General features: G+C 73.4%; 18 protein-coding genes and 1 pseudogene. 10 read left to right on the top strand and 9 right to left on the bottom strand.

All coding sequences use genetic code 11. The features are described from left to right. The first annotated feature begins 572 nt into the window (after positions 1 to 572). Positions 573 to 854 carry a hypothetical protein gene (locus tag AC3ERT_RS32190; protein ID WP_335984181.1) on the top strand — a complete coding sequence of 94 codons (282 nt, stop codon included), beginning with the start codon at positions 573 to 575 and terminating at the stop codon, positions 852 to 854. A gap of 99 nt (positions 855 to 953) precedes the next feature. Continuing rightward, complete coding sequence (locus tag AC3ERT_RS32185; RefSeq protein ID WP_435178368.1) at positions 954 to 2,477, top strand: long-chain-fatty-acid--CoA ligase; 1,524 nt, start codon at positions 954 to 956, stop codon at positions 2,475 to 2,477. 81 nt (positions 2,478 to 2,558) lie between these two features. Here the strand turns inward: AC3ERT_RS32185 and AC3ERT_RS32180 are convergent, their stop codons facing one another. From AC3ERT_RS32180 to AC3ERT_RS32165, 4 genes are all read right to left on the bottom strand, one after another. Then, positions 2,559 to 3,920: a S53 family peptidase gene (locus AC3ERT_RS32180; protein WP_435137589.1), complete on the bottom strand. Its 1,362-nt coding sequence runs from the start codon at positions 3,918 to 3,920 to the stop codon at positions 2,559 to 2,561. Between the two features lie 2 nt (positions 3,921 to 3,922). After that, positions 3,923 to 5,890, bottom strand: coding sequence for a hypothetical protein (locus AC3ERT_RS32175; protein ID WP_435178366.1), 1,968 nt, complete (start codon positions 5,888 to 5,890; stop codon positions 3,923 to 3,925). Between the two features lie 66 nt (positions 5,891 to 5,956). Further along, the gene (locus AC3ERT_RS32170) at positions 5,957 to 6,124 is read right to left on the bottom strand and encodes a hypothetical protein (protein WP_435137595.1); all 168 of its coding nucleotides are present in this window, start codon (positions 6,122 to 6,124) and stop codon (positions 5,957 to 5,959) included. 103 nt (positions 6,125 to 6,227) lie between these two features. Beyond that, complete coding sequence (locus AC3ERT_RS32165; protein ID WP_435178364.1) at positions 6,228 to 9,218, bottom strand: ATP-binding protein; 2,991 nt, start codon at positions 9,216 to 9,218, stop codon at positions 6,228 to 6,230. 221 nt (positions 9,219 to 9,439) lie between these two features. Between AC3ERT_RS32165 and AC3ERT_RS32160 the strand changes: the two genes are divergently transcribed. Continuing rightward, complete coding sequence (locus AC3ERT_RS32160) at positions 9,440 to 10,156, top strand: hypothetical protein (RefSeq protein ID WP_435178362.1); 717 nt, start codon at positions 9,440 to 9,442, stop codon at positions 10,154 to 10,156. A 162-nt stretch (positions 10,157 to 10,318) separates the two neighbouring features. Here AC3ERT_RS32160 and AC3ERT_RS32155 read toward each other — a convergent pair whose 3' ends face one another. Both AC3ERT_RS32155 and AC3ERT_RS32150 read right to left on the bottom strand, forming a co-directional pair. Then, positions 10,319 to 10,843, bottom strand: a complete 525-nt coding sequence (locus tag AC3ERT_RS32155; RefSeq protein WP_435178360.1) for a DUF6907 domain-containing protein — start codon at positions 10,841 to 10,843, stop codon at positions 10,319 to 10,321. After that, a complete protein-coding gene (locus AC3ERT_RS32150; RefSeq protein WP_435178358.1) occupies positions 10,840 to 11,643 on the bottom strand; it encodes a helix-turn-helix domain-containing protein in 804 nt (267 codons plus the stop codon). Before AC3ERT_RS32150 ends, AC3ERT_RS32155 begins: the two co-directional genes overlap by 4 nt. A 344-nt stretch (positions 11,644 to 11,987) precedes the next feature. Between AC3ERT_RS32150 and AC3ERT_RS32145 the strand changes: the two genes are divergently transcribed. Beyond that, positions 11,988 to 13,253: a helix-turn-helix domain-containing protein gene (locus AC3ERT_RS32145; RefSeq protein WP_488180749.1), complete on the top strand. Its 1,266-nt coding sequence runs from the start codon at positions 11,988 to 11,990 to the stop codon at positions 13,251 to 13,253. Between the two features lie 19 nt (positions 13,254 to 13,272). Further along, positions 13,273 to 13,629 carry a hypothetical protein gene (locus tag AC3ERT_RS32140; protein WP_435137616.1) on the top strand — a complete coding sequence of 119 codons (357 nt, stop codon included), beginning with the start codon at positions 13,273 to 13,275 and terminating at the stop codon, positions 13,627 to 13,629. 13 nt (positions 13,630 to 13,642) lie between these two features. On the opposite strand, the gene AC3ERT_RS32135 is transcribed toward AC3ERT_RS32140, so the two are convergent. Next, positions 13,643 to 14,416, bottom strand: coding sequence for a serine/threonine-protein kinase (locus AC3ERT_RS32135; protein ID WP_435178354.1), 774 nt, complete (start codon positions 14,414 to 14,416; stop codon positions 13,643 to 13,645). Between the two features lie 303 nt (positions 14,417 to 14,719). On the opposite strand from AC3ERT_RS32135, the gene AC3ERT_RS32130 reads away from it, so the two are divergent. After that, positions 14,720 to 15,481 (top strand): sugar O-acetyltransferase, encoded by a 762-nt coding sequence (locus AC3ERT_RS32130; RefSeq protein WP_435137622.1) that lies wholly within the window; start codon positions 14,720 to 14,722, stop codon positions 15,479 to 15,481. Positions 15,482 to 15,556: 75 nt separating this feature from the next. On the opposite strand, the gene AC3ERT_RS32125 is transcribed toward AC3ERT_RS32130, so the two are convergent. Next, entirely contained in the window at positions 15,557 to 16,201 is a 645-nt protein-coding gene (locus tag AC3ERT_RS32125) for a class II aldolase/adducin family protein (protein ID WP_435137625.1), read from the bottom strand. After that, positions 16,198 to 17,574, bottom strand: a complete 1,377-nt coding sequence (otnK, locus tag AC3ERT_RS32120) for a 3-oxo-tetronate kinase (protein WP_435137628.1) — start codon at positions 17,572 to 17,574, stop codon at positions 16,198 to 16,200. Before otnK ends, AC3ERT_RS32125 begins: the two co-directional genes overlap by 4 nt. 218 nt (positions 17,575 to 17,792) lie before the next feature. Between otnK and AC3ERT_RS32115 the strand changes: the two genes are divergently transcribed. From AC3ERT_RS32115 to AC3ERT_RS32100, 4 genes and pseudogenes are all read left to right on the top strand, one after another. Continuing rightward, positions 17,793 to 19,292: a homoserine dehydrogenase gene (locus AC3ERT_RS32115; protein ID WP_335984199.1), complete on the top strand. Its 1,500-nt coding sequence runs from the start codon at positions 17,793 to 17,795 to the stop codon at positions 19,290 to 19,292. Next, the gene (locus AC3ERT_RS32110) at positions 19,289 to 20,644 is read left to right on the top strand and encodes a GntT/GntP/DsdX family permease (protein ID WP_335984200.1); all 1,356 of its coding nucleotides are present in this window, start codon (positions 19,289 to 19,291) and stop codon (positions 20,642 to 20,644) included. The genes AC3ERT_RS32115 and AC3ERT_RS32110 overlap by 4 nt, the downstream gene beginning before the upstream one ends. A 77-nt stretch (positions 20,645 to 20,721) precedes the next feature. Then, entirely contained in the window at positions 20,722 to 21,546 is an 825-nt protein-coding gene (locus tag AC3ERT_RS32105) for a DeoR/GlpR family DNA-binding transcription regulator (protein ID WP_435137632.1), read from the top strand. Next, positions 21,533 to 21,685, top strand: a pseudogene (locus AC3ERT_RS32100) (glycosyltransferase family 2 protein); the annotation flags it as partial. The gene AC3ERT_RS32105 and the pseudogene AC3ERT_RS32100, both read left to right, overlap by 14 nt. Positions 21,686 to 21,865: the final 180 nt, after the last annotated feature.

Genomic DNA, 21,865 nt, shown 5'->3' with positions numbered 1-21,865 from the left:
GGCGCCACCGTGATCGACGACGGCAGCTGGCTGGCGATGGGCACCTATGTGCGCCTGCTCGCCGAACGCCGCCCCGACCAGATCACCGCGCCCAGCCTGCTGATCCGCGCCGGCCGACCGCTGGCCGCGGCCGCCGCCGGCTTCGGCGACGGGAGCGGGAACCTGGCCGATGACGGCTCCGACTGGCCGGCGTGGAACGTCTGCGACGGCCAGGTGGAGATCGCCGCCGACCACTTCTCGCTCATCGAGACGGAGTCCGCGCTGACGGCCGAGGCGACCGAGCGGTGGCTCACGGCGGGGCGGACACCCGAAGGGACCGGCGCGAAGAAGAAGGCCGGCGCCCCCGCGAAGGCCGGTGCCCCCGCGAAGAGCGGCACCCCCGCGAAGGCCGACACCCCGAAGAAGACCGACACCCCGAAGAAGGCCGCTGCCGCGAAGAAGGGTGCTGCCGCCAAGAAGGCCGCCGCGGCGAAGAAGACCGCTTCTGCGAAGAAGACCGCTGCTGCGAAGCGGACGGGTTCGGCGAAGAAGACCGGTTCCGAAGAAAAGTGACGACAACAGGAGGAACGAACATGGCACTCGACGGCACGTGGGCGATCACGTACCAGGGTCCGACCGGTGACAAGCAGGCCGACCTGGTCCTCAGCACCGACGGCACCACCCTCACCGGGACCTTCGACGGCACGCCGATCGACGACGGCAAGGTCGACGGCGCGGATTTCAGCTACACCGCCAAGCTGACCTCCCCGGCCAAGATCAAGGTCAAGACGACCGGCACCGTCGACGGGGACACGATGAGCGGCAAGGTGAAAGCGGCCTTCATGACGTTCAACTTCTCCGGCAAGCGCAAGTAGCAGCCCCCATGGCGGGCACCTGACGCGCGGCGCGGGTGCCCGCCGGACCGGCGGACGGTCCGCACGAGATACCGAGAACGACGCCACGAAGGGCGGCCCATGTACCTCACCCAATCGCTGCACCGCGCCGTACGGCAGTCGCCCGACGTGCCGTTCACCGTGTTCGGCGCGCGCACCCTCACCTCCCGCCAGACGTACGACGCGGTGGCGCGCCTGGCGGGCGGCCTGCTCGGGCTCGGCGTGCGCAAGGACGACCGGGTGGGCCTGCTGTCGCTGAACACCGACCGGTTCTGCCAGGTCACCCTCGCGACCGCCTGGGCGGACGCGGCCATCGTGCCGCTCAACACCCGCTGGAGCGCCGCCGAGCACGCCTACGCCCTCACGGACGCCGGTACCGCCGTCCTGTTCGTCGACGACCCGTTCCTGCCGATGGTGCCCGAGCTGCGCGCGAAGGTGCCGGGCCTGCGGACGGTCGTGCACTGCGGCGAGGCCCCCACCCCCGACGGGCTGGTGCCGCTCGCCGACCTGCTGGCCGCCGAACCGGTGGACGACGTACACCGGCAGGGCGACGAGATGGCGGGCATCTTCTACACCGGCGGCACCACCGGCGTACCCAAGGGCGTCATGCTCAGCCACCGCCAGCTGCACATCACCGCCCTGGGCACGCTGCTGCACACCAAGCTCCCGCGCGGCGGCACCTCCGTGCTGGCCGCGCCCGCCTTCCACCTGGCCGGGTTCGCGTTCTGGATCGTCGGCATGCTGGCCGACATGACCACGGTGCCGGTCGCCCTCTTCGACCCGGTGGGGATACTGCGCACCGTCCAGGAGCACCGCGCCAAGCAGACCCTGCTGGTACCGGCGATGATCCAGGCCGTCGTCAGCCACCCCGAAGCGGGCAACTACGACCTCAGCAGCCTGGAACTCCTCGCCTACGGGGCGTCCCCGATCTCCGAGACGCTGCTCACCCGCGCCCGTGCCGCCTTCCCGTCCGCGAAGTTCCTCCAGGTGTACGGCATGACGGAGCTGTCGCCGTCCACGACGCTGCTGCTCGACGCCGACCACGACGACCCCGTGCTGCGCCGCTCGGTCGGCCAGGCCGCGCCCTACGCGCTGGTGCGGATCGTGGACGAGAAGGGCAACGAGGTGCCGCCCGGCACCGTCGGCGAGATCGTCGCCAAGGGCGACCACGTGATGCTCGGCTACTGGAACAAGCCGGAGGAGACCGCGGCGGCGGTCCGGGACGGCTGGATGCACACCGGCGACGTCGGCACCATGGACGAACGCGGCTACGTCTACGTCGTGGACCGGCTCAAGGACATGATCGTCAGCGGCGGCGAGAACGTGTACTCGACCGAGGTGGAGAACGTCGTCGCCAAGCACCCCGCGGTCGCGCAGGTCGCGGTGATCGGCCTGCCCGACGACCGGTGGGGCGAGCGGGTGCACGCGGTGGTCACCCTCGCGCCGGGCGCCACCCTCACCGTGGAGGAGTTGCAGGCGTTCTGCCGGCAGGAGATCGCCGGGTACAAGTGCCCGCGCAGCCTGGAGGTCGTGGCGCAGTTCCCGATGTCGGGGGCCGGCAAGATCCTCAAGCGCGAGCTGCGGGCGGCCGCCGCCCGCAGCTGACGAATCGTCAGTTCTTGCGAACTGCCCCGGCCACGTGCATCGCGGCCGGGGCAGTCGTATGTGCGGTGCTCAGCGCCTGGGTCAGAACTTCAGCGCCGCCAGGCCGTTCGGCGTACCGAGCCCCGTCGGGCCGTCGTAGCCCGGCAGCGAGGTGCACAGGTAGCTGGTGGTGGGGCACTCCTGGCCGTTGCCGGGGATGCTGGCGCTCGCCCCGCCCGCCGCGTCGTTGAGCAGGTCGCGGTGCGCGTACAGGCCCGAGGCGTCCTTGATGCCCGCGGCGGGGCCGGCCATCACGTACATCGCCGCCACCAGCGGGGTGGCCGCGCTGGTGCCGCCGGCGTGCAGCCAGCCGCCGGGCAGGCCGTCAGCCAGGTCGGGCGTGCTGTCGTAGATCGCCAGCCCGGTGTACGGGTCGGCGACCGCGGAGACGTCCGAGACGGTCCGGCCGGGGCAGGCGGTGTCGTGCTGCCAGGACGGCTTGTCGACGTGGGCGGAGCAGGACGCGCCGGCGCCCGAGGGCCGCTGGGTCGGCCCCCACGCGGTCTCCGTCCAGCCCCGGGAGGTGTCGCTGCGGGTCAGCGAGGTGCCGCCGACCGCGATGACCGAGGTGAGGTCGGCCGGGTAGGGCGCGTCGAGCTGGTAGCCGTTGTCACCCGACGCGGCCAGGATGGGCACGCCCGGGTGCGCGTAGGAGCCGACGGTCGTGGGCCGCCCGTCCGCCCCGATGACGGCGCCGTCCCACTGGGTGCTCTCCGGCGCGCTGTAGCTGTTGGAGACGGCGCTCGCGCCGAGCCGTACCGCGGTGTCCTCGGCGGTCGCCAGCTGGATCGCACCGGCCGCGTCGCCCTCGACCAGCAGGATGTTGCAGTCGGGGCAGGCCGCCGAGACGGCCTCCACGTCGAGGCTGATCTCCACCGCCCAGCTCACGTCGACCGGGGGCAGCGGCGCAGCGTCGCCGTTCTGGTTGACCTTGCGGAAGCAGCCGTTGGCGGTGGTGCAGGCCGGCAGGCCGTACGTCGCGCGGTAGACGGCGAGGTCGGCCTCGACGGTCGGCGCGTCGTAGGCGTCGACGATCGCGACGGTGCGGCCCTTGCCCGCGTGCGCGGCCACGTCGGAGGCGATGTGGTAGGCGGACTGGAGGTCGGACGGGCCGTAGCCGTCGGGCAGCGTGGCGTCGGCCTTGGGCGAGAAGGAGCGGGCGCCGGGCACCGACGTGTCCGGCATCACCTCGGCCTGACAGGCCAGTTGGCCGGGCGGCGGGGCGGAACAGACCGACACCGGGGCGGTGGCGGCCGCCGTACCGGAGGCGTCGTCGCCGAAGGAGGACGGGGAGACGACCGCGAGCAGGCCGAGGACGGTCGCCGCGACCGCCACCGAACCGGCCACCGGCCGGAAGAAGCGGGAGGACATCACTGAGGACTCCTGGGAGGTCGGGGTGGTCACGGTCACCGCACCTGGTAGGCGCTCGACAGGGTCTGGTCGATCCGGCCGCCCTGCTGGTCCCACGCCGCGACCCGGAACGACACGGTGCCGCCGGACGCGGAGGCGGGCACGGTGTACGCGGCCCGGTAGGCGCCCTTGCCGCCGGTCACCCGCAGGTCCTGCCAGCTCTTGCCGCCGTCGTAGGACACCTGGGCGGTCGCGCCGGAGATCTGCCCCCCGGTCGTGTACTGCTCGCGTGCCACGTCCAGGTCCAGGGTGTGCCGGCCCGTGGTCAGGCGGTGCTGGAGGTCGGCGTCCGTGCTGGTGGACGCGAACAGCAGCGGCAGCGCGGCGCAGGAGGTGGTCAGGCCGTCGCAGGTCGCCACGTCGGACGGCGGCTTTTGGCCCTTGCCCGGGTCGGCGGTGAACGTCCAGGTCGTGTCGGTGCCGGCGGTCGGGGTGCCGTGGCTGCGCGTGATCTGCTGGCGCAGCCGGTAGGTGGCCTTGCCCGCGGGCACCGCGACGCTCGCCCCGAACAGGTTGCCGTCGCCACTGGCCTGGAGCGTGCCGTCGCGGGTCAGCGTCGTCGTGCCGGAGTCGTCGTACCCGACGCCGACGGTGCCGGGTGTGCTGTCGCCGTCCTCGCCGATGCCGAACACCAGCGTGTCCGCCGTCGCGCACGCGCCGCAGTTGACCGCGCCGAGGCCGGTGTCCACCTGCACGCCGGGCTGCGGCGCGTCGCCCTCCCACAGCACCGAGCGGTGCTCGCCGGCGCGGTAGGCGGTGTCCGCGCCGCTGAGCAGGACCTCGGTCTGCTCGTCCTCCAGTTGCGTCCGCCAGGTCAGACCCGGCGTCGCACTCACGTAGTCGGTCAACGTGCTGCCCGGGGTGGGGAAGTTGAACCCGACGGCTGTCTGGACCCCGGCGCGCGCGGCCCACACCGGCGTCACGTTCTGGACGAGCAGGTCCCAGCCGCTCGGACCGGTCGGCGCCGAGAAGGTGTGCTCGACCGTGGCCAGCGACTTCGCGTCGACCGACGCCGGATACGAACTCGGCAGGTGGTCATAGGAGTCGGCGAGGTGGTACGTGTACGGCCGCGCGGCGTCCGCGGGCGAGGTCAGGGTCGTGGAGACCACCGCCTGGAAGCGGCCGTGCGTGACCGGCGAGGTCGTGTTGAACGTCAGGTCGGACAGGTCGCTGCCCTGGTGCAGGACCTGGAGGGCCACGCTGCCGGTGTCGCTGCCGGGCGAGCCGTCGCTGCGGTAGAGGGTGAACTCGGTGCCGGCGACCGTCGCCGGGCGCGGGGTGGCCGGCACCGGGATCGTGTGCGTGGAGGTGCGCGCGTCCAGGGTGACGCTCGTCCCGTCGCCCACCGCGACGTCCGGCGCGATGGTGATGTGCGTGCCCTCGATGTACATCAACTCGTAGTGCCCGGTGGGCACGCTGAGCTTCATGCTGCCCCGGGGCACGTTGAACACCGTGTTGTCGTACGCGGTGTGGTCCACGTCGATCAGGTACAGCTCGCCCGTGGTGGTGGGCTGCCCGGACGTGTCGACCAGGTGCACCGTGAGGCGGCCGACGCGGTACGCGTCGCTCTTCCGGGACGCCGTCGCGGGCGTCGCGGCCTTCGGGGTGAACGCGCCGGTGCCGCAGGTGCGTTCGGCCAGTGCCGTGGTGTCGTACGGGGCCAGGCCCGTCTTCGCGGTGGCGGCGTTCGCGGGCACCAGGTACTGGTGGCCCCCGCTGCGGAAGGAGAGCAGCGTGCGGTTCTCGCCCGCGGCCGGGTCGGTGAGGCGGGCACCGTCCGCGGTGACGGTCGCGCCGATCCCGCCCGGCAGGGTCACCCGGCAGCCCGCCGCGGCCTGTTGCGCCGCGGCCGTCCTGACGAAAGCGGACGGCGGTGTGCCCTCCGCGTGCGACGCGGGCACCACGAACAGCCCGCACGCGGCGGCCAGCCCGAGTGCCGCCAACCGGCCGCCACGGTGCCCCATCAGGGGTATGGGTCGTTTCAACTCGACGTTCACCTTTCGGTGTTGGGGGTCAGGAAACCCGCCCGGTCAGAGGGGCTCGTAGCCCGTGAACGGGTCGTCGTCCATCTCCTCGGACGACCCGGGCGGTTCCTCGGGAACGTGCGGCGCCTCCTCGGCCGGCCCTTCGCCGTCCGCGGAGCATGGTCCGGCCGGGTGCCCCTCCTCCCTCGGGACGCCCTCACCGAAACGGCTCACCCTTTTGCTCTCCATCACGTGTCGCGGAACCGGATACCGCCCGCACAGCGGGCGAACGCGAGTATCACCACCCCCGCGCCCCCCTCGCGATCCGTCAACTGACCTAAAGTTCCCCGGGCCCCTCGGGGCGGGTGGGCCGGGAAACCGGGGAGGCCGCCCGGCCCGCTACGTCAGGATTCCGCCGGGCGATGCCCGCGTTGAGGGCCGCCACGGCCAGGGCGGTGCGGGACCTGACGTGGTGCTTGCGCATCGCGGAGTTGAGCTGGGCGGCCACCGTGCGGGGGGAACGGGACAGGGCGCGGGCGATGTCGGGGGTGGACAGCCCGGTCAGCATCAGCCGTACGACCTCCAGTTCGCGCGGGGAGAGCCGGTCGCCGTAGCCGCGCCGCGGCCCGCGCGGAGCGGCCCGCTCCACCGCGGCCACCCGCCGCGCGTCCTCGTGGGCCCCCAGCTCCCGGAACCCGCCCTCGACCGCGGTGAGCAGGTCGGCCGCCCCGAGGGCCAGGGCCCGCCGCTCGCGGGCGAGCAGCGCCTCGTAGGGCCGCGGCAGCCGCTCCCAGGCGACGGCCGCCGCCTCCCACCGCTCCGCCACCTGCGCGCCCGGCTCGCGCGCCTCCGCCACCCACGCCTCGCACGTGGCCAGCGCGGCGGCGGCCGCGGGGGAGGGCACCCCGCGCAGGCCCCGCGCGTAGCGGGCGAGGAGGTCCTCGGCCGCGTCGATCCGCCCGGCGGCGACGAACGCCCGCACCCGGACGGGCGCGATCTCCGTGGCCCACAGCCAGATCCCCTTGCGGGTGACGACCCGCATCCCCTCCTCGGTGAGCGCGAGGCACTCCTCGACCCGCCCCTCGGCCAGCCGCATCGCCGCCAGCGCGGCCGTCGGCTTCAGCGGCACCTCCACCATGCCGCGCCGCGCCGCTTCGGCCGAGACGTGCTCGAACCGCCCGCCTGCCGCGGCGAGTTCCGCCTCCCCGGTGGCACCGGCCGCACCCAGCAGCGCGAGCACCAGCAGCCCGTCGAGGATCATCAGCGGCTCCTGCTCGATGCGGGTGAACGCCGCCGCCCGCTCGGCCAGCCCCGCCCAGCGGCCCTCGTACCAGTCGAGGTGGACCAGCGTCACCAGCGCCATGTCCCGCATCCGCAGGTACCCGTGCGCCGCGCTGACCTCCGCGGCCCGCTCCAGCCGCGGCCGCGCCCGCGCGTAGAACCCCCAACGCAGGTCGGCATCACCGATGTTGAGGTCGGCACGGATGGTGCTGAGCAGGTCCTCCGGGCGCTCGGCGGCCGCCGGGACGCCCGCGGCGACGTCCCACCCGGCGGGGTCGCCCATCTCCAGCAGCGCGGTCACCCGGTCCACCCGGAACGTCAACCGCCCCTGCGCGGGGACCCTGACCTCCACCAGCTCCACCGACTTGTCCAGCCACCGCCGGTGCGCGGAGACCGGCCAGTCCGCGCCGCCGGGCCGGCTGAGCGCGCTCATCGCCGCGGCGGCCTCCTGCGGCCGGTCGTCCAGGTCGCCGATCGCGCGCTCCAACTCCGCGGCGCCGGCGGCGTACTGGCCGGTCTGGAGCAGCATCCGGCCCAACTGGGCGCGGATCTCGCCGCGTTCGGGCCGCGACAGGGCGTCGCCGTCGAGCAGGGACCGCAGCACCCCGAGGAGTTCGGTGCTGGCGAGGTACCCGGAGAAGGCGTAGACGGGGAACTTCCGGCACAGCCGGGCGGCGTCCCCGGCCGGCAGGCCCGGCGCCGACAGCAGCGCGTGCATCGCCGACACCGCCGCCGGCTGGTCCCCCGAGGCGAGCGACAGGTCCGCGGCCCGCTCGGTGTAGCGCCGCCACGCGCCGGTGTCGCCGCCCGCCGCGAAGTGCCGCGGCAACTGGGCGATCGGGACCGGCGACAGCTTCTCCAGCGCCCGCCCGGCCCGCAGGTGCAGCACGCGCCGCTCCCCGCCGGGGATGTCGTCGTAGACGGCGCGGCCGGCCAGCAGGTGGCGGAAGTGCACCCGCCCGGTGGGGTCCTCGACCAGCGCCCTGGCCCGTACGGCCGCGGCCAGCGCGGCTTCGGCCCGCTCGGCCGGCAGCCCCGACACGGCCACCAGCACCGCGGGCCCCACCGGCTCCGCGAGGACGGCGGCGGCGCGCAGCACCTCGCGGTCGTCGGGCGCGAGACGGGCGGCGCGCTCCAGCACCGCGTCGCGGATCGTCGGCGGCACCTCGATCCGGGTCAGGGTCCGGCGCCGCCACTCGCCGCCGTGGCGCACCAGGTCCGCCCGGTCGCCCAGCAGCCGTACGGACTCCTCCAGGGCGAGCGGCAGACCCGAGGTGTGCTGGTGCAGGAAGGCGGCGAACGCGTCGGAGACATGCTCGTCGTGGAGCATCGAGGAGATGAACTGCGCGGTCTCGGCCACGCTCAGCGGGGCGAGCACGATCCGGGTGTGCACGCTGCCGGGCGCGGGTCTGGCGGCCAGGCGCAGGAGGTGGGAGCCGATCGGCACGTCCTCGGGGCGGTAGGTCAGCACCAGGCTGACGCGTTCCGCCGCCGGGCGGGTGGCGAGGAAGAGCAGGAAGTCGAGGGTGGCCGCGTCCGCCCAGTGCGCGTCCTCCACGGCCAGTACCGCGGTGCCGCACCCGGCGAGGAGTTCGCGCAGCGCGCGGAAGAGGCGGTGCCGGGCGGCCCCGGCGTCGTCGAGCCGCTCGGGCGCGGGCGGCAGGTCGCCGGCCCACTCGGGGAAGAGCGGGCGCAGCGCCCCGGCCAGCGGGGACAGGCCCAGCGCGGCCACGTCGACGCCGGTCTGGCGGACCGCGTCCACGACCGGGGCGAGGGTGAGGGTCTCCCGGAAGGGCGGGCAGCCCGCGACCAGCACCCGGCCGGGGCGGCCGGGGCGGGGCGCGGCGCCGGGGCCGGCCGCCTCCAGGGCCTCCAGCACCTCCTGGAGCAGCCGGGTCTTGCCGATGCCCGCCTCGCCCTCGACGAAGACGGCCGCGGGCCCGGCGGTGAGGCCGCGCACGGCCCGCTCCAGCTCCGCCGCCCGCCCGACCAGCCGGGGCCCGCGCACCGCGGGCGTACCGTCCTGGACCGCCGGTTGCGCTGCCACGGCCCCGCCTCCCCTCACCGACCCCCGTGCACCCGCCTGCGTCAGCGGCCCATTGTGTCCCGCCGGGCGCCCGCTGACCAGGCAAACCTTCCGCCGTCGAAGCCCCGCACCGGAACACGGCCCCGGCACCGCACCCGAACGCGGCGCCGGGCCCGCGCAACCGCCGTACCGGCCAGGGACGTCAGAACGAGTGCTGCCGCCTATGGAACGGGGATGCCACGGTGAAGGACGTACGCGTCGCAGGAGCCGCGCTGGCCGCGCTGCTCGCAATGGCCGCGCTGACCGGGTGCGGAGGCCACCCGCACTCGAAGGACCAGTCGAAGTCGACCGCGCAGCAGACGAGTTCGGGGACGACGCCCTCCGCGTCGTCGCCCTCCTCCTCGGCCGTGCCGGTGCCGAGCCTGACCACGTCCGCCCCGATCCGGAAGGCCGACCCGGACACCGTGGTGCGCACCCTCGCCCAGGCCAAGTCGATCGTCCCGCTCACCGCGAGGCTCCCCGACGGCTGGTCCGCGGACCGCGGCGACTTCGTGTCCACGGCGGTCGCCGGCGACGACGACTGCAGCTTCGAGCCCTGCGACGGCGCGAAGTTCCGCGCGTCCGGCGCGTACGAGGACGCCGGCGGCGCGCACGCCTACTCCGAGGTCCAGACGTACGACAGCAAGCAGCACGCCCTCGCCGCGTACGCCGAGGCCGCCGCGGGCGGTGCGGGCGAGGCCAAGCACGGCGGGTCCCCGGTCGGGAACGCCTCCCAGTACCTGACCCGCACCGCGGACGGCGGCACCGACGAGGTCGTCATCTTCCGGGTCGGCACGGTCGTCGCCGAGGTCTCCCTCGAACAGGGCAGCACGGCTGCCGAGAGCCTCCTCACCTTCGCGAACCTCCAGGCCGCCCGCACCCAGGACGTCCTCTCCGGCGATCCCCCCTCCGACAACTGATCCCGCCCCGCTGAGGGCGCCGCTGCGCTACGGGCGGGCGGCCGCCCACCGGGGCAGGAGGTCGCGGCGGACGAACTCCGCGATGGGCAGGGCCGGGGCCGCACCCCCCTTGGCAGGAGCCGCCCCAGAGCCGCCACAGGGCAGTTCAACGCCGGGCCATCTTCACCGGTCTGGCCGGACCGGGTCCGCTGCCGTGTGGTGGTGGGTCTGCCAGTCCTGGTGGATGGCGGTGAACGCGGGTCGCACGTGCTGGTCGAGGTAGTCGACACGGGTCCGCAGCCGGGCGATGAGTGCGGCGAGTTCGTCCGGGTCGTGGCAGATGGTCTCCTCGGTGTCGCTGACCTGGACGGTCAGGACCGGGTGGACGGGCCGGTCGGGGGCCTCACGGTCGGCGCAGGGGTGGCAGGTGACCGCGCCGAAGGGCGTCATGTACCCGTCCTCGTCCACGCCGTCGCCCGGGCCGACCAGGGAGCCCGGCACGCCGTCGAAGTAGCGGAACAACTCCAGACGGACCAGGTCGACCGGCAGAGCGACCGGGTGCACGTCGGACGCGCTCGGGTCCTCGTACGCCCACGGCGGCAGATACCCCGATACCGTCACACCGTTCGTCGCGGTCAACCTCCACGTACGAGGCTCACCGGTCGTGCGTAACGCGGCGACGGCGGTGGCTTCTTCGTCAGCGCTCACGCTTCCACGTCCTTCGCCGACCCGCCGCCCTCGGTGTGCTCCTCCAGCAGAGTGCGCAGGAACACCAGCGACGCCGCCGGGGACAACGCGATGTCCCGCAGTGCGTCCAATGTGCCCCGCAGCGACTCGACGTCCTCCGGGTCGGAGGTCAGGTAGCCGCGCCAGCCGCCCTGCATGAAAGCCACCGCGCCCCCGTCGTGGAGGTAGGCCAACTCCACCGGGCAGCGCACGTGATGCGGGCCGGCGTCCGACGGCACCACATGCACCACCACGCCCGGCCACTGCGCCGCCTCGATCAGGTGCTCCGCCTGCGCGGTCCACGTCTTCTCATCCCGCGCCTTACGGCGCAGCACCGCCTCGTCGATCAACACCCGGTAGCGCACCTGCGCGCCGATCAGACGCAACTGCCGGTCGGCCAGGGCCGCGATCTGCTGGTCCACCTGCTCGTCGCTGAGCTGCGCCAGGTGCAGCAGTTCCCTCGTGTAGGCGCCGGTCTGGAGCAGATCCGGGAGGGCGCCGGGGGCGTACTCCAGGATGTTGGCCGCCTTGGCCTCGAACGGCCCCATGTCCCCGGTCAGCTGCCGGTCGTGGAACTCGTGTTTCGCCAGGTACCACAGCCGTTCCAGGAGGTCCCCGGTCCCGTACACGGTGTCCAGAGTGCGCGCCACCAGCACGTGCCCCAGGCGCTCCCCTTTCTCCAACCGGTGCAGGTACGACTGCTCGTAGTTGCACACCTCCCCGAGTGCCATCAAGCTCATCCCCGACTTCTGGCGCAGAATCGCAAGTTGGTGCGCAAACATCCTGCGTGCCGAGAACCACTCCGGAGGAATTCCGCCCCTCCACCCGCCGTGGCTGCTGTCGCCGCTGCTCGCGCCATCGTCGTTGCCCATACGGATACCTCTTCTCCCTATCCGGTGCTGTTCGTGGTCAGGGTCGTGCGATGCGATCCACCCACGTCGGCGCACAGCGGCGGTACGGTGGTTCATCGGCTGAACGGGAAGGTCTTGCTCGGCCGCTGCGATACCGAAAAGACAACCCGCTCCGGCGCTGTGCGAACAGGGCAGATGTGGCGCAGCTCTGGCGCACACCTGGCGCATCGGCCCTGCTGAACTGGGATGTCGCGGGGCAATGAACGGGGGAAGGCATGGGAGCGCGAAGGCGGTTGGCGGCGCGCCGCAAGGCTCTCGGCTACAGTCAGGAAAGTCTTGCGGAGGCCCTCCGCGCGGATCGGGCGACGGTCGGGCGATGGGAGCGCGGTGAAACCGATCCTCATCCCTACCTGCGTCCTCGCCTGGCCAAGGCGCTCCGGATCAGTGCCACCGAACTGGACTCGCTGCTGACAACGGAGGCCATGTCGGGGGCAGGAAGCACCGCGACGCATGACGGCCTGCTGGAAGCCCGTGGAACGCGCTCGGCGGAGGGGGACATCGACGAGATGATCAGACGCGAGTTCCTCAGGCTCATGAGCCAGACCGGAGCGCTCATCTCGCTTCCCACCGGCGGTGCGAACCGTGCCGCGGAGACTGCCGTCGGCACGGAGACGGCTCAGGCCGCAACTACGCATCTGTGGCAGGTCTACGGCCTCGCCAAGGCGAAACGCAGCGTGTACCCGTTGGTGCGTGACCAGTTGTCGGACCTGGCGTACACGCTCGGCCGCCCGCACTCTTCGGCCCGCCACCAGGAGTTGTGCGCCGAAGCCGCCGACCTTTACCAGCTCGCCGGCGAAATCTCCTTCGACGGGAATCGTTACACCCAGGCCGCGGAGTGCTACGCGCTGGCCGCAAGCGCGAGCAAGGAAGCGGGAAACGCCGACCTGTGGGCAGCCGCGCTCACCCGGCACGCCTTCATCGGCGTCTACGAGAAGCGCTTCCAGCAGACCGCCCCCCTGCTCCAGGCAGCCGAGGTGCTCGCCAGGAACGGCGACAGCCAACTGTCCACCCGCCACTGGGTGGCCGCGGTCCAGGCCCAGGTCCACGCCGGCCTGGGCGACCTGAACGCCTGCAATCGCGCGCTGGACACCGCGCAGGAAGTGCACCGCCTCGACCATCCCTGCCCTGGCGGTTGGCTACGGTTCGACGGCTCGCGCCTCGACGAGGAGCGGGGCAGTTGCTATGTGCGGCTGGGCCGCCTGGACCTTGCCGAGACGGCACTCACCGATGCCCTCGCCAGCAAGCTCACGCTGCGGCGCCAGGGAAGCGTACTTACCGATCTCGCGATGATCGGTGCCCGGCGCCATGACGTCGACCGCCTGCTGTCCTACGGAACAGCGGCCGTCGAGTTGGCCGAACGCACCTCGTCCGGTTACATCGGCAAGAAACTCGAAGGGCTGCGCGGATACCTCGCGCCTTTTCGGGCCGACAAGCGGGTCTCGGACTTCAGCGAACGCATCTCGTCACTGACCGCCGTATGAGCGCACTGGAGGAATCACGATGACCGATCAGGGCCGGGCCTTCCGAGAAGCCTGGATCAAGGGTGTGAACACGCACTATCCAGGTGAGCCGAAGCCCGGATACGTCGCGCCCTGGGAGGAGACCCCCGAGTGGGAGCGCGACGCGGCCTCCGCGGTCTACGGCCAGGTGGAGGACTTCCTCACTGTCAGCGCCGGCAGCGCCGCCAAGCTCAGCCGGGAGCAGAAGGGGCGCTTCGTCTCCCTGTGCTGGATCGCCCAGATCCACAAGCACTTCCCCGACCCGAAGCCCTCCTACGTGGCCGACTGGGACGACCAACCCGCCTGGCAGCGGGAAACCAACGCTGACATCTTCGAGGCGATCGAGCAGCGCCCGTAAGGGCGCCGCTGCGCTACGGGCGGGCGGCCGCCCACCGGGCCAGGAGGTCGCGGCGGACGAACTCCGCGATGGGCAGGGCCGTGACGGCGTAGAAGAACCACATGCCGGTGGACGTGGGCATGGCGAAGCGGGGGGTGTACCAGGGCGGGTCGAGCGTCGCCTGCCAGGCCGGCGCGATGACGGCGACGGCCGCGCCCGCGTAGCCGGTCCGGCGCGGCAAAGGCCCCGCGCCGGGTAGGAGGCCCGCCAGGGACAGCAGTGTGGCCAGCAGGCCGAAGAGGGCGAGCAGAGAGGCTACGGAGCCGCGGGCGAGCGCGTCCCAGGTGGCGAAGTCGTGGCCGGTGGCCTTGACCAGCGGCTGCGCGAAGCAGACGAGGGTGCCCCACCGCACGCTCCACACGGACTGGCCGTCGCCCCCAGCGGAGTACGCCCGCAGGAAGCAGGAGACGGCGTACAGCGCCAGCAGCGCCCCCGCGGCGCCGAGCCCCGTACGACGCGGCTGCGGCGCGCTGCCGGTGCCCGGCCCCGGCCTCGGCCCAAGCGCCGGGATCGTAGGGGCGTGCGACTGGTCCACCCCGGGTCCTTCCGCCACCACGAGCGTCGGCTTCGGCGCGGGCGCCCGCAACTCCCGTGCGCACTCGGCGGACGACGTCCGGTCCTGGGGGAGCAGCGACGTCATCCGGGTGAGCAGCGGCACCAGGTGGGCGGGCAGCGACTGCCGTGCGGGGCCGGTGAGTTGGGCCGCCGGTGCCCGTCGACCGCTGAGCTTCTCGACCAGCACCAGCACCAGCCCGAGCGCGTAGACGTTCGACGCGGCCGTCGCGCTGCTCGGGCGCCATGTTGGCCAGGGTGCCGAAGGCGTTGCCGGATGCTGCCGTGGTTCAGCGCCGCGAGCGTCCGGGCCGCGCGGGCGAACCGCCGGGCCGCGTTCGGGTACTCGGCGACCCCGGTGACGAACTTGACGGCCACCAGCCGCTGAAGGATGCGCGGCGGCGGCAAGGCCGATCACCGCGCCGTTGCGCCACCGGCAGGCCCATCCGCCACTCGAAGGAAGTCCGCAGGCCGAAGGTGGTTGTGCGGGACCCGGCCGGTGCCGACCCTGGTACGGGCGCCCGGCCGCGGCGGCCAGGACCAGGAGACGCTGATGGAGGAACGGATGGCACAGCTCGAGGACGACCGTGCGCGCGACCGTACGGTCGGACAGCCCGACGTGCCGGGGGCCGCGCCCGCGGGCCCGACCGCGGACACGCAGACAGACGCGGACACGGACGCGCACGCGGAGGCCAGAGACCGGATCACCCACGGCCTGCTCTACAACGAGTCCGACGCCGGCTTCCTCCAGGGCGGCCGCCGCGCGGGCCTGCTGCACGAGTACAACCAGACCGCCCCCGCCGAGGCGGAGCTCCGCGCCGACCTGCTCGGCCGCATCCTCGGCTCGATCGGCAAGCGCAGCTTCATCGCGCCCGTCTTCCAGGCCGCGTACGGCAGCAACGTGCACATCGGGGACGACTTCTACGGCAACTTCAACCTCTCCCTGATCGACGACGTGGAGATCCGCATCGGCAACGGCGTGATGATCGCCCCGAACACCACGATCACCACCACCGGCCACCCCGTCCACCCGGAGCTGCGCGTGGACTACAACCGCTTCTCCGAGCCGGTGGCGATCGGGGACAAGGTGTGGATCGGCAGCAATGTGGTGGTGCTGCCGGGCGTGACGATCGGATACGGCTCGGTGATCGGCGCGGGCAGCGTCGTCACCCATGACATCCCGCCGATGGTGGTCGCCTTCGGCGCGCCCTGCCGCATCGTCCGGCCCATCACGGACGCGGATCTGACGCAGCGTCAGTAATACCCCGGGAGGAGCGCACGGGCCGTCGACCGCACGAGAACCCGCACGGGTGAAAAGCAGTTTCCTGACGTGTCGTCAGGTGTCGAGGTCCCAGAACGAGCCGTAGCGAGTGGTGAGTTCCTCGATGTCGGGGGCGGTCAGCAGGCGCTGCCCGCTCTCGCCGAGGAGGAGCAGCAGGGCGCAGACCTCTTCCAGTTCGGTGGCCGCGTCGACGGCGGCGGCCAGGTCGGCGCCGGCGACGACGGGGCCGTGGTTGGCGAGGAGGGCCGCGCGGAAGGGGAACGGGAGGGCTTCGAGGCCGGCGGCCTGCCCGGGGTCGCCGGGGGCGGCGTAGGGGATCAGCGGGGTCTGGCCGACGCGCATGACGAAGTACGGCGTGAGCGGGGGTATCGCGCTGTGCTCGCTCCAGCCGGGCCGGCAGCTGACGGCGGCGGCGTGCCGGGAGTGCAGGTGGACCACGGCCCCGGCGGTGGGGTCGCGCCGGTAGAACGCGGTGTGCAGCGGGAACTCCTTGGACGGCCGCGGCCCCGAGACGTGGCGGCCGGCCAGGTCCACCACGCTCAGCCGGTCCGGGTCGAGGCCGCCCAGGCCGTACCCGGTGGGCGTGATCAGCACCCGGTCGCCGTCGCGGACGCTGATGTTGCCGCTGGCGCCCGGGCTGAACCCGAGCGACTGGAGCTTCGCGCCCGCCTGGACGAGATCGGTCTCGGGCGTCCTCACGCCAGCTCTCCCCACGCCGTGGTGAACATGTCGGTGGCCCCGAAGTTCCCGGACTTCAGTGCCAGGTCGACCGGGTGCCGGCCGCCGTCGAGCCGCGCCTCGGTGTGCGTCCAGGCGACGCCGGGCGCGATGGGCGCGCCGACCCGCAGGGTGCGCGCGCCGATCGCGGTGACCACGGCGCCCGAGGTCTCCCCGCCGGCCACCAGCAGGTGCCGGGCGCCGGCAGCGACGAGGGCGGCGGCGCACCGGGCCAGCGCGGTCTCCACCAGCACCGCGTCGCCGGAGCCGGGCCCGCTCACCCCGGGAGCGCCGGGAACCGTACCGCCGGGGCTCCTACCGCCGGTATCCACAGGCCCCGAATCCGACATGCCGGACTCGGGTACGGTGGTCTGGTCGTCGGTGGCGTAGATCATCGGCGGCAGTTCGGGGTTCGCCCGCCACGCACCCCGGACGAAGCCGACCAGGTCGGACACGGCGCCGTCGAGGTCCGTCCGCAGAGCCGTGATGTCCAGGGCGCGGGAGGGCAGCACCGCGCGGGCGTGCCGGACCTGGGCGCGGGTCGTCGCCGAGGCGCTGCCGGACAGCACCGCGGCGGGGCCGCGGCCCGTGCTCGACGCGCGGGCGGCGGCCAGGCCGTCGCGCGGCCCGGTCATGCCGAGCGCCAGCCCGGCCGCGCCGGTGACCAGCGGCAGGTGCGCGGTCGCGGCGGCGATGGCGCGCAGGTCGTCGTCGGTGGTCGCGTCCACCACCGCCAGGTCGCCGGCGGCCGGGTCCCGCAGCGCCGCCCGTACGGCGTCGGCCCCGCCGCGTACGGCCTCGTGGCGCACGCGGCCGACGGTCCGGCGGGTCTGCGGGGCCAGCAGCCGGCCCAGGTGCGCGTCGCGCATCGGGGTCAGCGGGTGGTCGCGCATGGGGCTCTCGTCGAGCAGGTCGTCGTGGACGAAGAGCCGGGAGCGGTAGACGGTGCGGCCGGTGGCCGGGAAGGAGGGCACGACGACGGTGGCGTCCTGGCCGAGCTCGTCGAGCAGGGCGTCGGCGACCGGGCCGATGTTGCCGCGGGGCGTGGAGTCGAAGGTGGAGCAGTACTTGAAGTAGAAGCGGGTGCAGCCCGCCGCGCGCAGCGCCCGCAGCGCCGCGACCGAGTCGCCGACGGCCTCGGCCACCGGCGCCGTACGGGACTTCAGGGCGACCACGACGGCGTCGGCGTCCGCCCAGGACGCGTCGCCGGCCGCCGCGCCGTCACGCACATCGGGGATGCCGGGGATGCCGGGGACGCCGACCGCCACCACGGTCCGGAACCCGCGGGTGACCAGCATCGTGGCGAGATCCGTCGCCCCTGTGAAGTCGTCGGCGATTGCCCCGAGAGATGGCATCGGTCCTCCTGTGCTGCCGTGTGACGGCACCGGCCGTCTGTTGTGAAAAAATGTTAACATGCTTGACCGTGGCGTGAAGCCGTGTTTAGTTTGTGTTAATTCATGAGCGCCCGACAGCTCCCGCGCCGACACCGCCGGGCCGTCCCGCGCCTCACGAGCAACCCGACACCAGCCCCACCCGGTCCCTGCGGACCGGCATTCATCCCGATAGGACCGCCATGAACATGCGCGACGAGTCCGCGGACAACGGCAGCGGCCCGGTCCGCTACGCGCTGTCGGGTGCGGGAGGCGGCTTCGCCCGTACCCTCCTCGCCCAGAGCCTGCTGATCCCGTGGCTCCAGCCGGTCGTGCTGTGCGACCTGGACGTCGAGCAGGTCCACGCCGTGTGCGTGGCGCTCGGCTACGCCGCCGACGACCTCGTGACCTGCCCGGACGCCGAGTCCGTCGCGCGGGCCGCGGCCGACGGCCGGATCGCGGTCACCGCGGACGCCACCGCCCTCCAGGCCGCCGGCTGGGACGTCCTGGCCGAGGCGACCGGCAGCCCGGTGCACGGTCTGGCGATGGCGGAGGCGGCCCTGGCCGCCGGCCGCCACGTGGCGATGGTCAGCAAGGAGGTGGACTCCGTCGCCGGACCGCACCTCGCCCGCGAGGCGGCCCGCCGCGGGCTGGTCTACACCCCCGTCGAGGGCGACCAGCCCGCGAACCTCGTCGGCCTGACCGCCTGGGCGCGCGACCTCGGGCTCGACGTCGTCGCCATCGGCAAGTCCAGCGAGTACGACCTCGTCCTCGACCCGGCGACCGGCACCGTCACCCAACTCGACACCACCGTGCCCGCCCCCGCGCTGACCGGCCTGCTCACCCTCGGCGACGACGTGCGCGCCACCCTCGAAGCGCGCGCCGCGGCGGTCGCCGCGCTGCCCGTCGGCGCCACCGCCGACTACTGCGAGATGGCCGTGGTCGCCGCCCACACCGGCTTCCGCCCCGACACCGAGCGCCTGCACTACCCGGTCGCCCGCCCCGCCGAACTCGCCGACGTCTACGCCCTGCGCGAGCACGGCGGCGTGCTGCGCCGGCCCGGCGCCGTCGACGTCTTCAGCGCGCTGCGGCTGCCGGGCGAGGCGTCCTTCGCCGGCGGCGTGTTCGTCGTGGTGCGCACCCACGACCCCGTGACCTGGCAGCTCCTGGCGGGCAAGGGCCACGTGGTCAGCCGCGACGGCCGCTACGCGGCGATCTACCTGCCCTACCACCTCATGGGCGTCGAGGCACCGAACACCCTGCGGGCCGCCGCGGCCGGCCGTACCCACGGCAGCGCGCGCCCCGGGCGCAGCGCGGTCCTGGCCGGCCGCGCCCGGCACGACCTGCCCGCCGGCACCGGGCTGCGGATGGGCGGCCACCACCACGACGTGGAAGGCGTGCACGCCGTCCTGCTGCGCGACGAGGACACCCCGTCCGACGTCGCACCCCTCTACCTGGCCGCGGGCGCCCGGCTGGCCCGGCCGGTCGCGGCGGGCGAACTGCTGCGCCTGGCCGACCTCACCGGGTACGACGACGCGCTGGCCCGCGCCTGGCAGGCGGGCGCCGACCCCGACGCAGACCCCGACCCCGACACAGACCCCGACCCCGACACAGACCCCGGCCCCGCCGCCGAGACCGCCCCCGCGAACAGCCTGCCGGCCACCGCCGGAGCGCACCGCAGCGGCGGGCGGGGGCGGTCATGAGCTCCGACGTCCAGCACATAGTCCTCGCCGCGGTCGCCGTCGTGGTCCTGGTGGTGCTGATCACCAAGGCCAAGCTGCACCCGTTCCTCGCGCTGAGCGCCGCCGCCCTCGGGCTGGGCTTCGCCAACGGCATCGGCCCGAACGCGACCGTGGACCACTTCGAGAGCGGCTTCGGCGACGCGCTCAGCGACGTCGGCCCGATCATCGGCCTGGGCACCGTCCTCGGCGGCATCCTGCTCGGCTCCGGCGGCGCCGACCGGATCGCCACCGCCTTCATCGGCGCCCGCCCGATCAAGTGGGTGCCGTTCGCGATGACCGGCGCCGCGCTGCTCATCGGCATGCCGCACATCTTCGACGTCAGCTTCGTGATGCTGGTGCCGCTGGTGTACGCCACCGCCCGGCGCACCGGCAGCCACCTGCTCTACGTCGGCCTGCCGATGGCCGCCGGCCTGTACATCTCGCACGGCCTGCTGCCCCCGCACCCCTCCCCGACCGCGGCGATCGGCGCCTACCACGCCAACACCGGGCTCACCCTGCTCTACGGCCTGATCATCGGCATCCCGATCGCGGTGATCAACGGCCCGCTGCTCACCCGGGTGGCCAGCCGCTGGTTCGGGCCCGCGCCCGACCTCGACAAGGGGCCGGCGCCGGAGGAGCGCATCGAGCCGGCCCGGCAGGGCCGCACCGTGTCGCTCACCGCGGCGATGGCCACGGTCCTGCTGCCCGCGGTGCTGATGCTCATCGGCACCCTGGGCAAGAGCCAGGCCGCGGACGGCTCCTGGGAGCACACCTTCTTCGAGTTCTGCGACAACCCGGTGCTCTCGCTCGCCGTGGCCGTGGTCTTCGCCTACCTCGCGCTCGGCACCCGCACCGGCTTCGACCTGGGGCAGATCCAGAAGATGGCCGCCAAGGGCCTGGGCCCGGCCGGCATGATCATCCTGATCCTGGGCGCGGGCGGCGCCCTGAGCGAGATGCTCACCGCCACCGGCGTCGGCAAGGTGATCTCCACCCACGCGGTGCACTGGTCGATCTCCCCGCTCATCCTGGCCTGGGGCGTCGCGGCGCTGCTGCGGATCTGCCTCGGCTCGGCCACCGTGGCCACCGTCACCGCGGCCGGCATCGTCGGCCCGCTGATGGGCGCCTACCCAGGGCTCTCGCCGGAGCTGCTGGTGCTGGCCACCGCGTCCGGCTCGGTGATGCTCTCGCACGTCAACGACTCCGGGTTCTGGCTGTTCAAGGAGTACTACCAGCTCAGCGTGGGGCAGACCTTCCGCACCTGGACGCTGATGCTGTCGTTGCAGTCGCTGCTGAGTCTGGGTGGCATCCTGCTGCTCAGTACGGTGGTCAGCTGAACCGCGAGCCCCCCGGCAACGGAGACGGAGCACGGAAGCGGCAAGCGGGAAACGGACAACGGGACGGAGGAACCGGGTTGAAGCCCTCGACGGACGGCGTGCCGCTCATCCCCGACCAGCGCCGGGAGGCGCTGCTGAAGCACCTGCGCCGGGAAGGCGTGCTCAGCGTCCAGCAGATCACCCAGCTGTTCGGGGTCTCGCACATGACCGTCCGCCGGGACATCACGGAGCTGGAGCAGCAGGGGCTGGTCTACTCCGTGCCCGGCGGGGTGCGGATCGCCAGCGGGGTGCGCTCCGAACCCGGCTTCACCGCCAAGGCGCTGGTCGAGCAGCCGCAGAAGCACGCGATGGCCCAGGAGGCCGCCGCGCTGGTCGCCGAGGGCATGACCGTCTACCTCGACGCGGGGACCACCATGCACGCGATGATCCCCGCGCTGGTCGAGCACCGCGCGCTGACCGTGGTGACCAACGACTTCCACGCCGTCGAGCAGCTGTGCCAGGCCCGGCACATCGACACCGTGCACGTCGGCGGCCGGGTCGAGCCCGACAACCGCTCCAGCGTCGGGCCGCTCGCCGCCGCCACGGTGCGCCAGCTCGCCTTCGACATCGCGTTCGTCAGCGCCAGCTCCTGGGACCTGCTGCGGGGGGTGACCACGCCGTCGGAGAGCAAGATCGAGGTCAAGCGTGCCGCGATGGCGGGCGCGGCCCAGTCGGTGCTGGTCACCGGGGCGTCGAAGTACGGCACGTTCGGCATGTACAAGGTGGCGCCGCTGAGCGCCTTCGACCTGGTGATCACCGACGACGGGCTCGCCGCGCCGGCGGCCGAGGGCATCCGCGCCGCCGGCACCGACCTGCGGCTGGTCCCCGCCGGACCCGCGCCGGCCGGGCCGCCGGCCGCCTGACCCGGGGCGGCGCACCGCGTTGCTCGCGTGGTCCGGCGGCTGCCGGGAGGGTCGGGTCACTTCGTGCTGTCGGCGGCGCCCGATGCGCTGGCGTACGGTGTGGCGGTTGATCCGGCTGGGCCGACCCGCGATCACATGAGAAGCTCGGATCTGAGAGCATCAGGCGCAGTCCGGGAACCCCCTGCACCCGGGCGCGCACATTGAGGACGAAAGTGTCAACTGTGAGTGATGCAACGCACAATGGCGCGGTCGCCGTCGGCGCCTCGCCGGTGCCCTCGGCCTTCGACGACGGCCTCAGTGCCGCCGACCTCGCCGCCAT

This window comes from Actinacidiphila sp. bgisy145 (assembly GCF_057708125.1).
The sequence above is the reverse complement of the archived record's forward strand: the minus strand, read 5'-3'. Positions and strand labels throughout refer to the sequence as shown.

What these genes read in the sequence shown, in the direction of transcription:
- AC3ERT_RS32190 (WP_335984181.1), top strand. Translation starts at nt 573, where the DNA reads ATGGCACTCGACGGCACGTGGGCGATCACGTACCAGGGTCCGACCGGT.
- AC3ERT_RS32185 (WP_435178368.1), top strand. Translation starts at nt 954, where the DNA reads ATGTACCTCACCCAATCGCTGCACCGCGCCGTACGGCAGTCGCCCGAC.
- AC3ERT_RS32115 (WP_335984199.1), top strand. Translation starts at nt 17,793, where the DNA reads ATGAACATGCGCGACGAGTCCGCGGACAACGGCAGCGGCCCGGTCCGC.
- AC3ERT_RS32150 (WP_435178358.1), bottom strand. Translation starts at nt 11,643, where the DNA reads ATGTTTGCGCACCAACTTGCGATTCTGCGCCAGAAGTCGGGGATGAGC.
- AC3ERT_RS32175 (WP_435178366.1), bottom strand. Translation starts at nt 5,890, where the DNA reads ATGGGGCACCGTGGCGGCCGGTTGGCGGCACTCGGGCTGGCCGCCGCG.
- AC3ERT_RS32145 (WP_488180749.1), top strand. Translation starts at nt 11,988, where the DNA reads ATGGGAGCGCGAAGGCGGTTGGCGGCGCGCCGCAAGGCTCTCGGCTAC.
- AC3ERT_RS32110 (WP_335984200.1), top strand. Translation starts at nt 19,289, where the DNA reads ATGAGCTCCGACGTCCAGCACATAGTCCTCGCCGCGGTCGCCGTCGTG.
- AC3ERT_RS32140 (WP_435137616.1), top strand. Translation starts at nt 13,273, where the DNA reads ATGACCGATCAGGGCCGGGCCTTCCGAGAAGCCTGGATCAAGGGTGTG.
- otnK (WP_435137628.1), bottom strand. Translation starts at nt 17,574, where the DNA reads ATGCCATCTCTCGGGGCAATCGCCGACGACTTCACAGGGGCGACGGAT.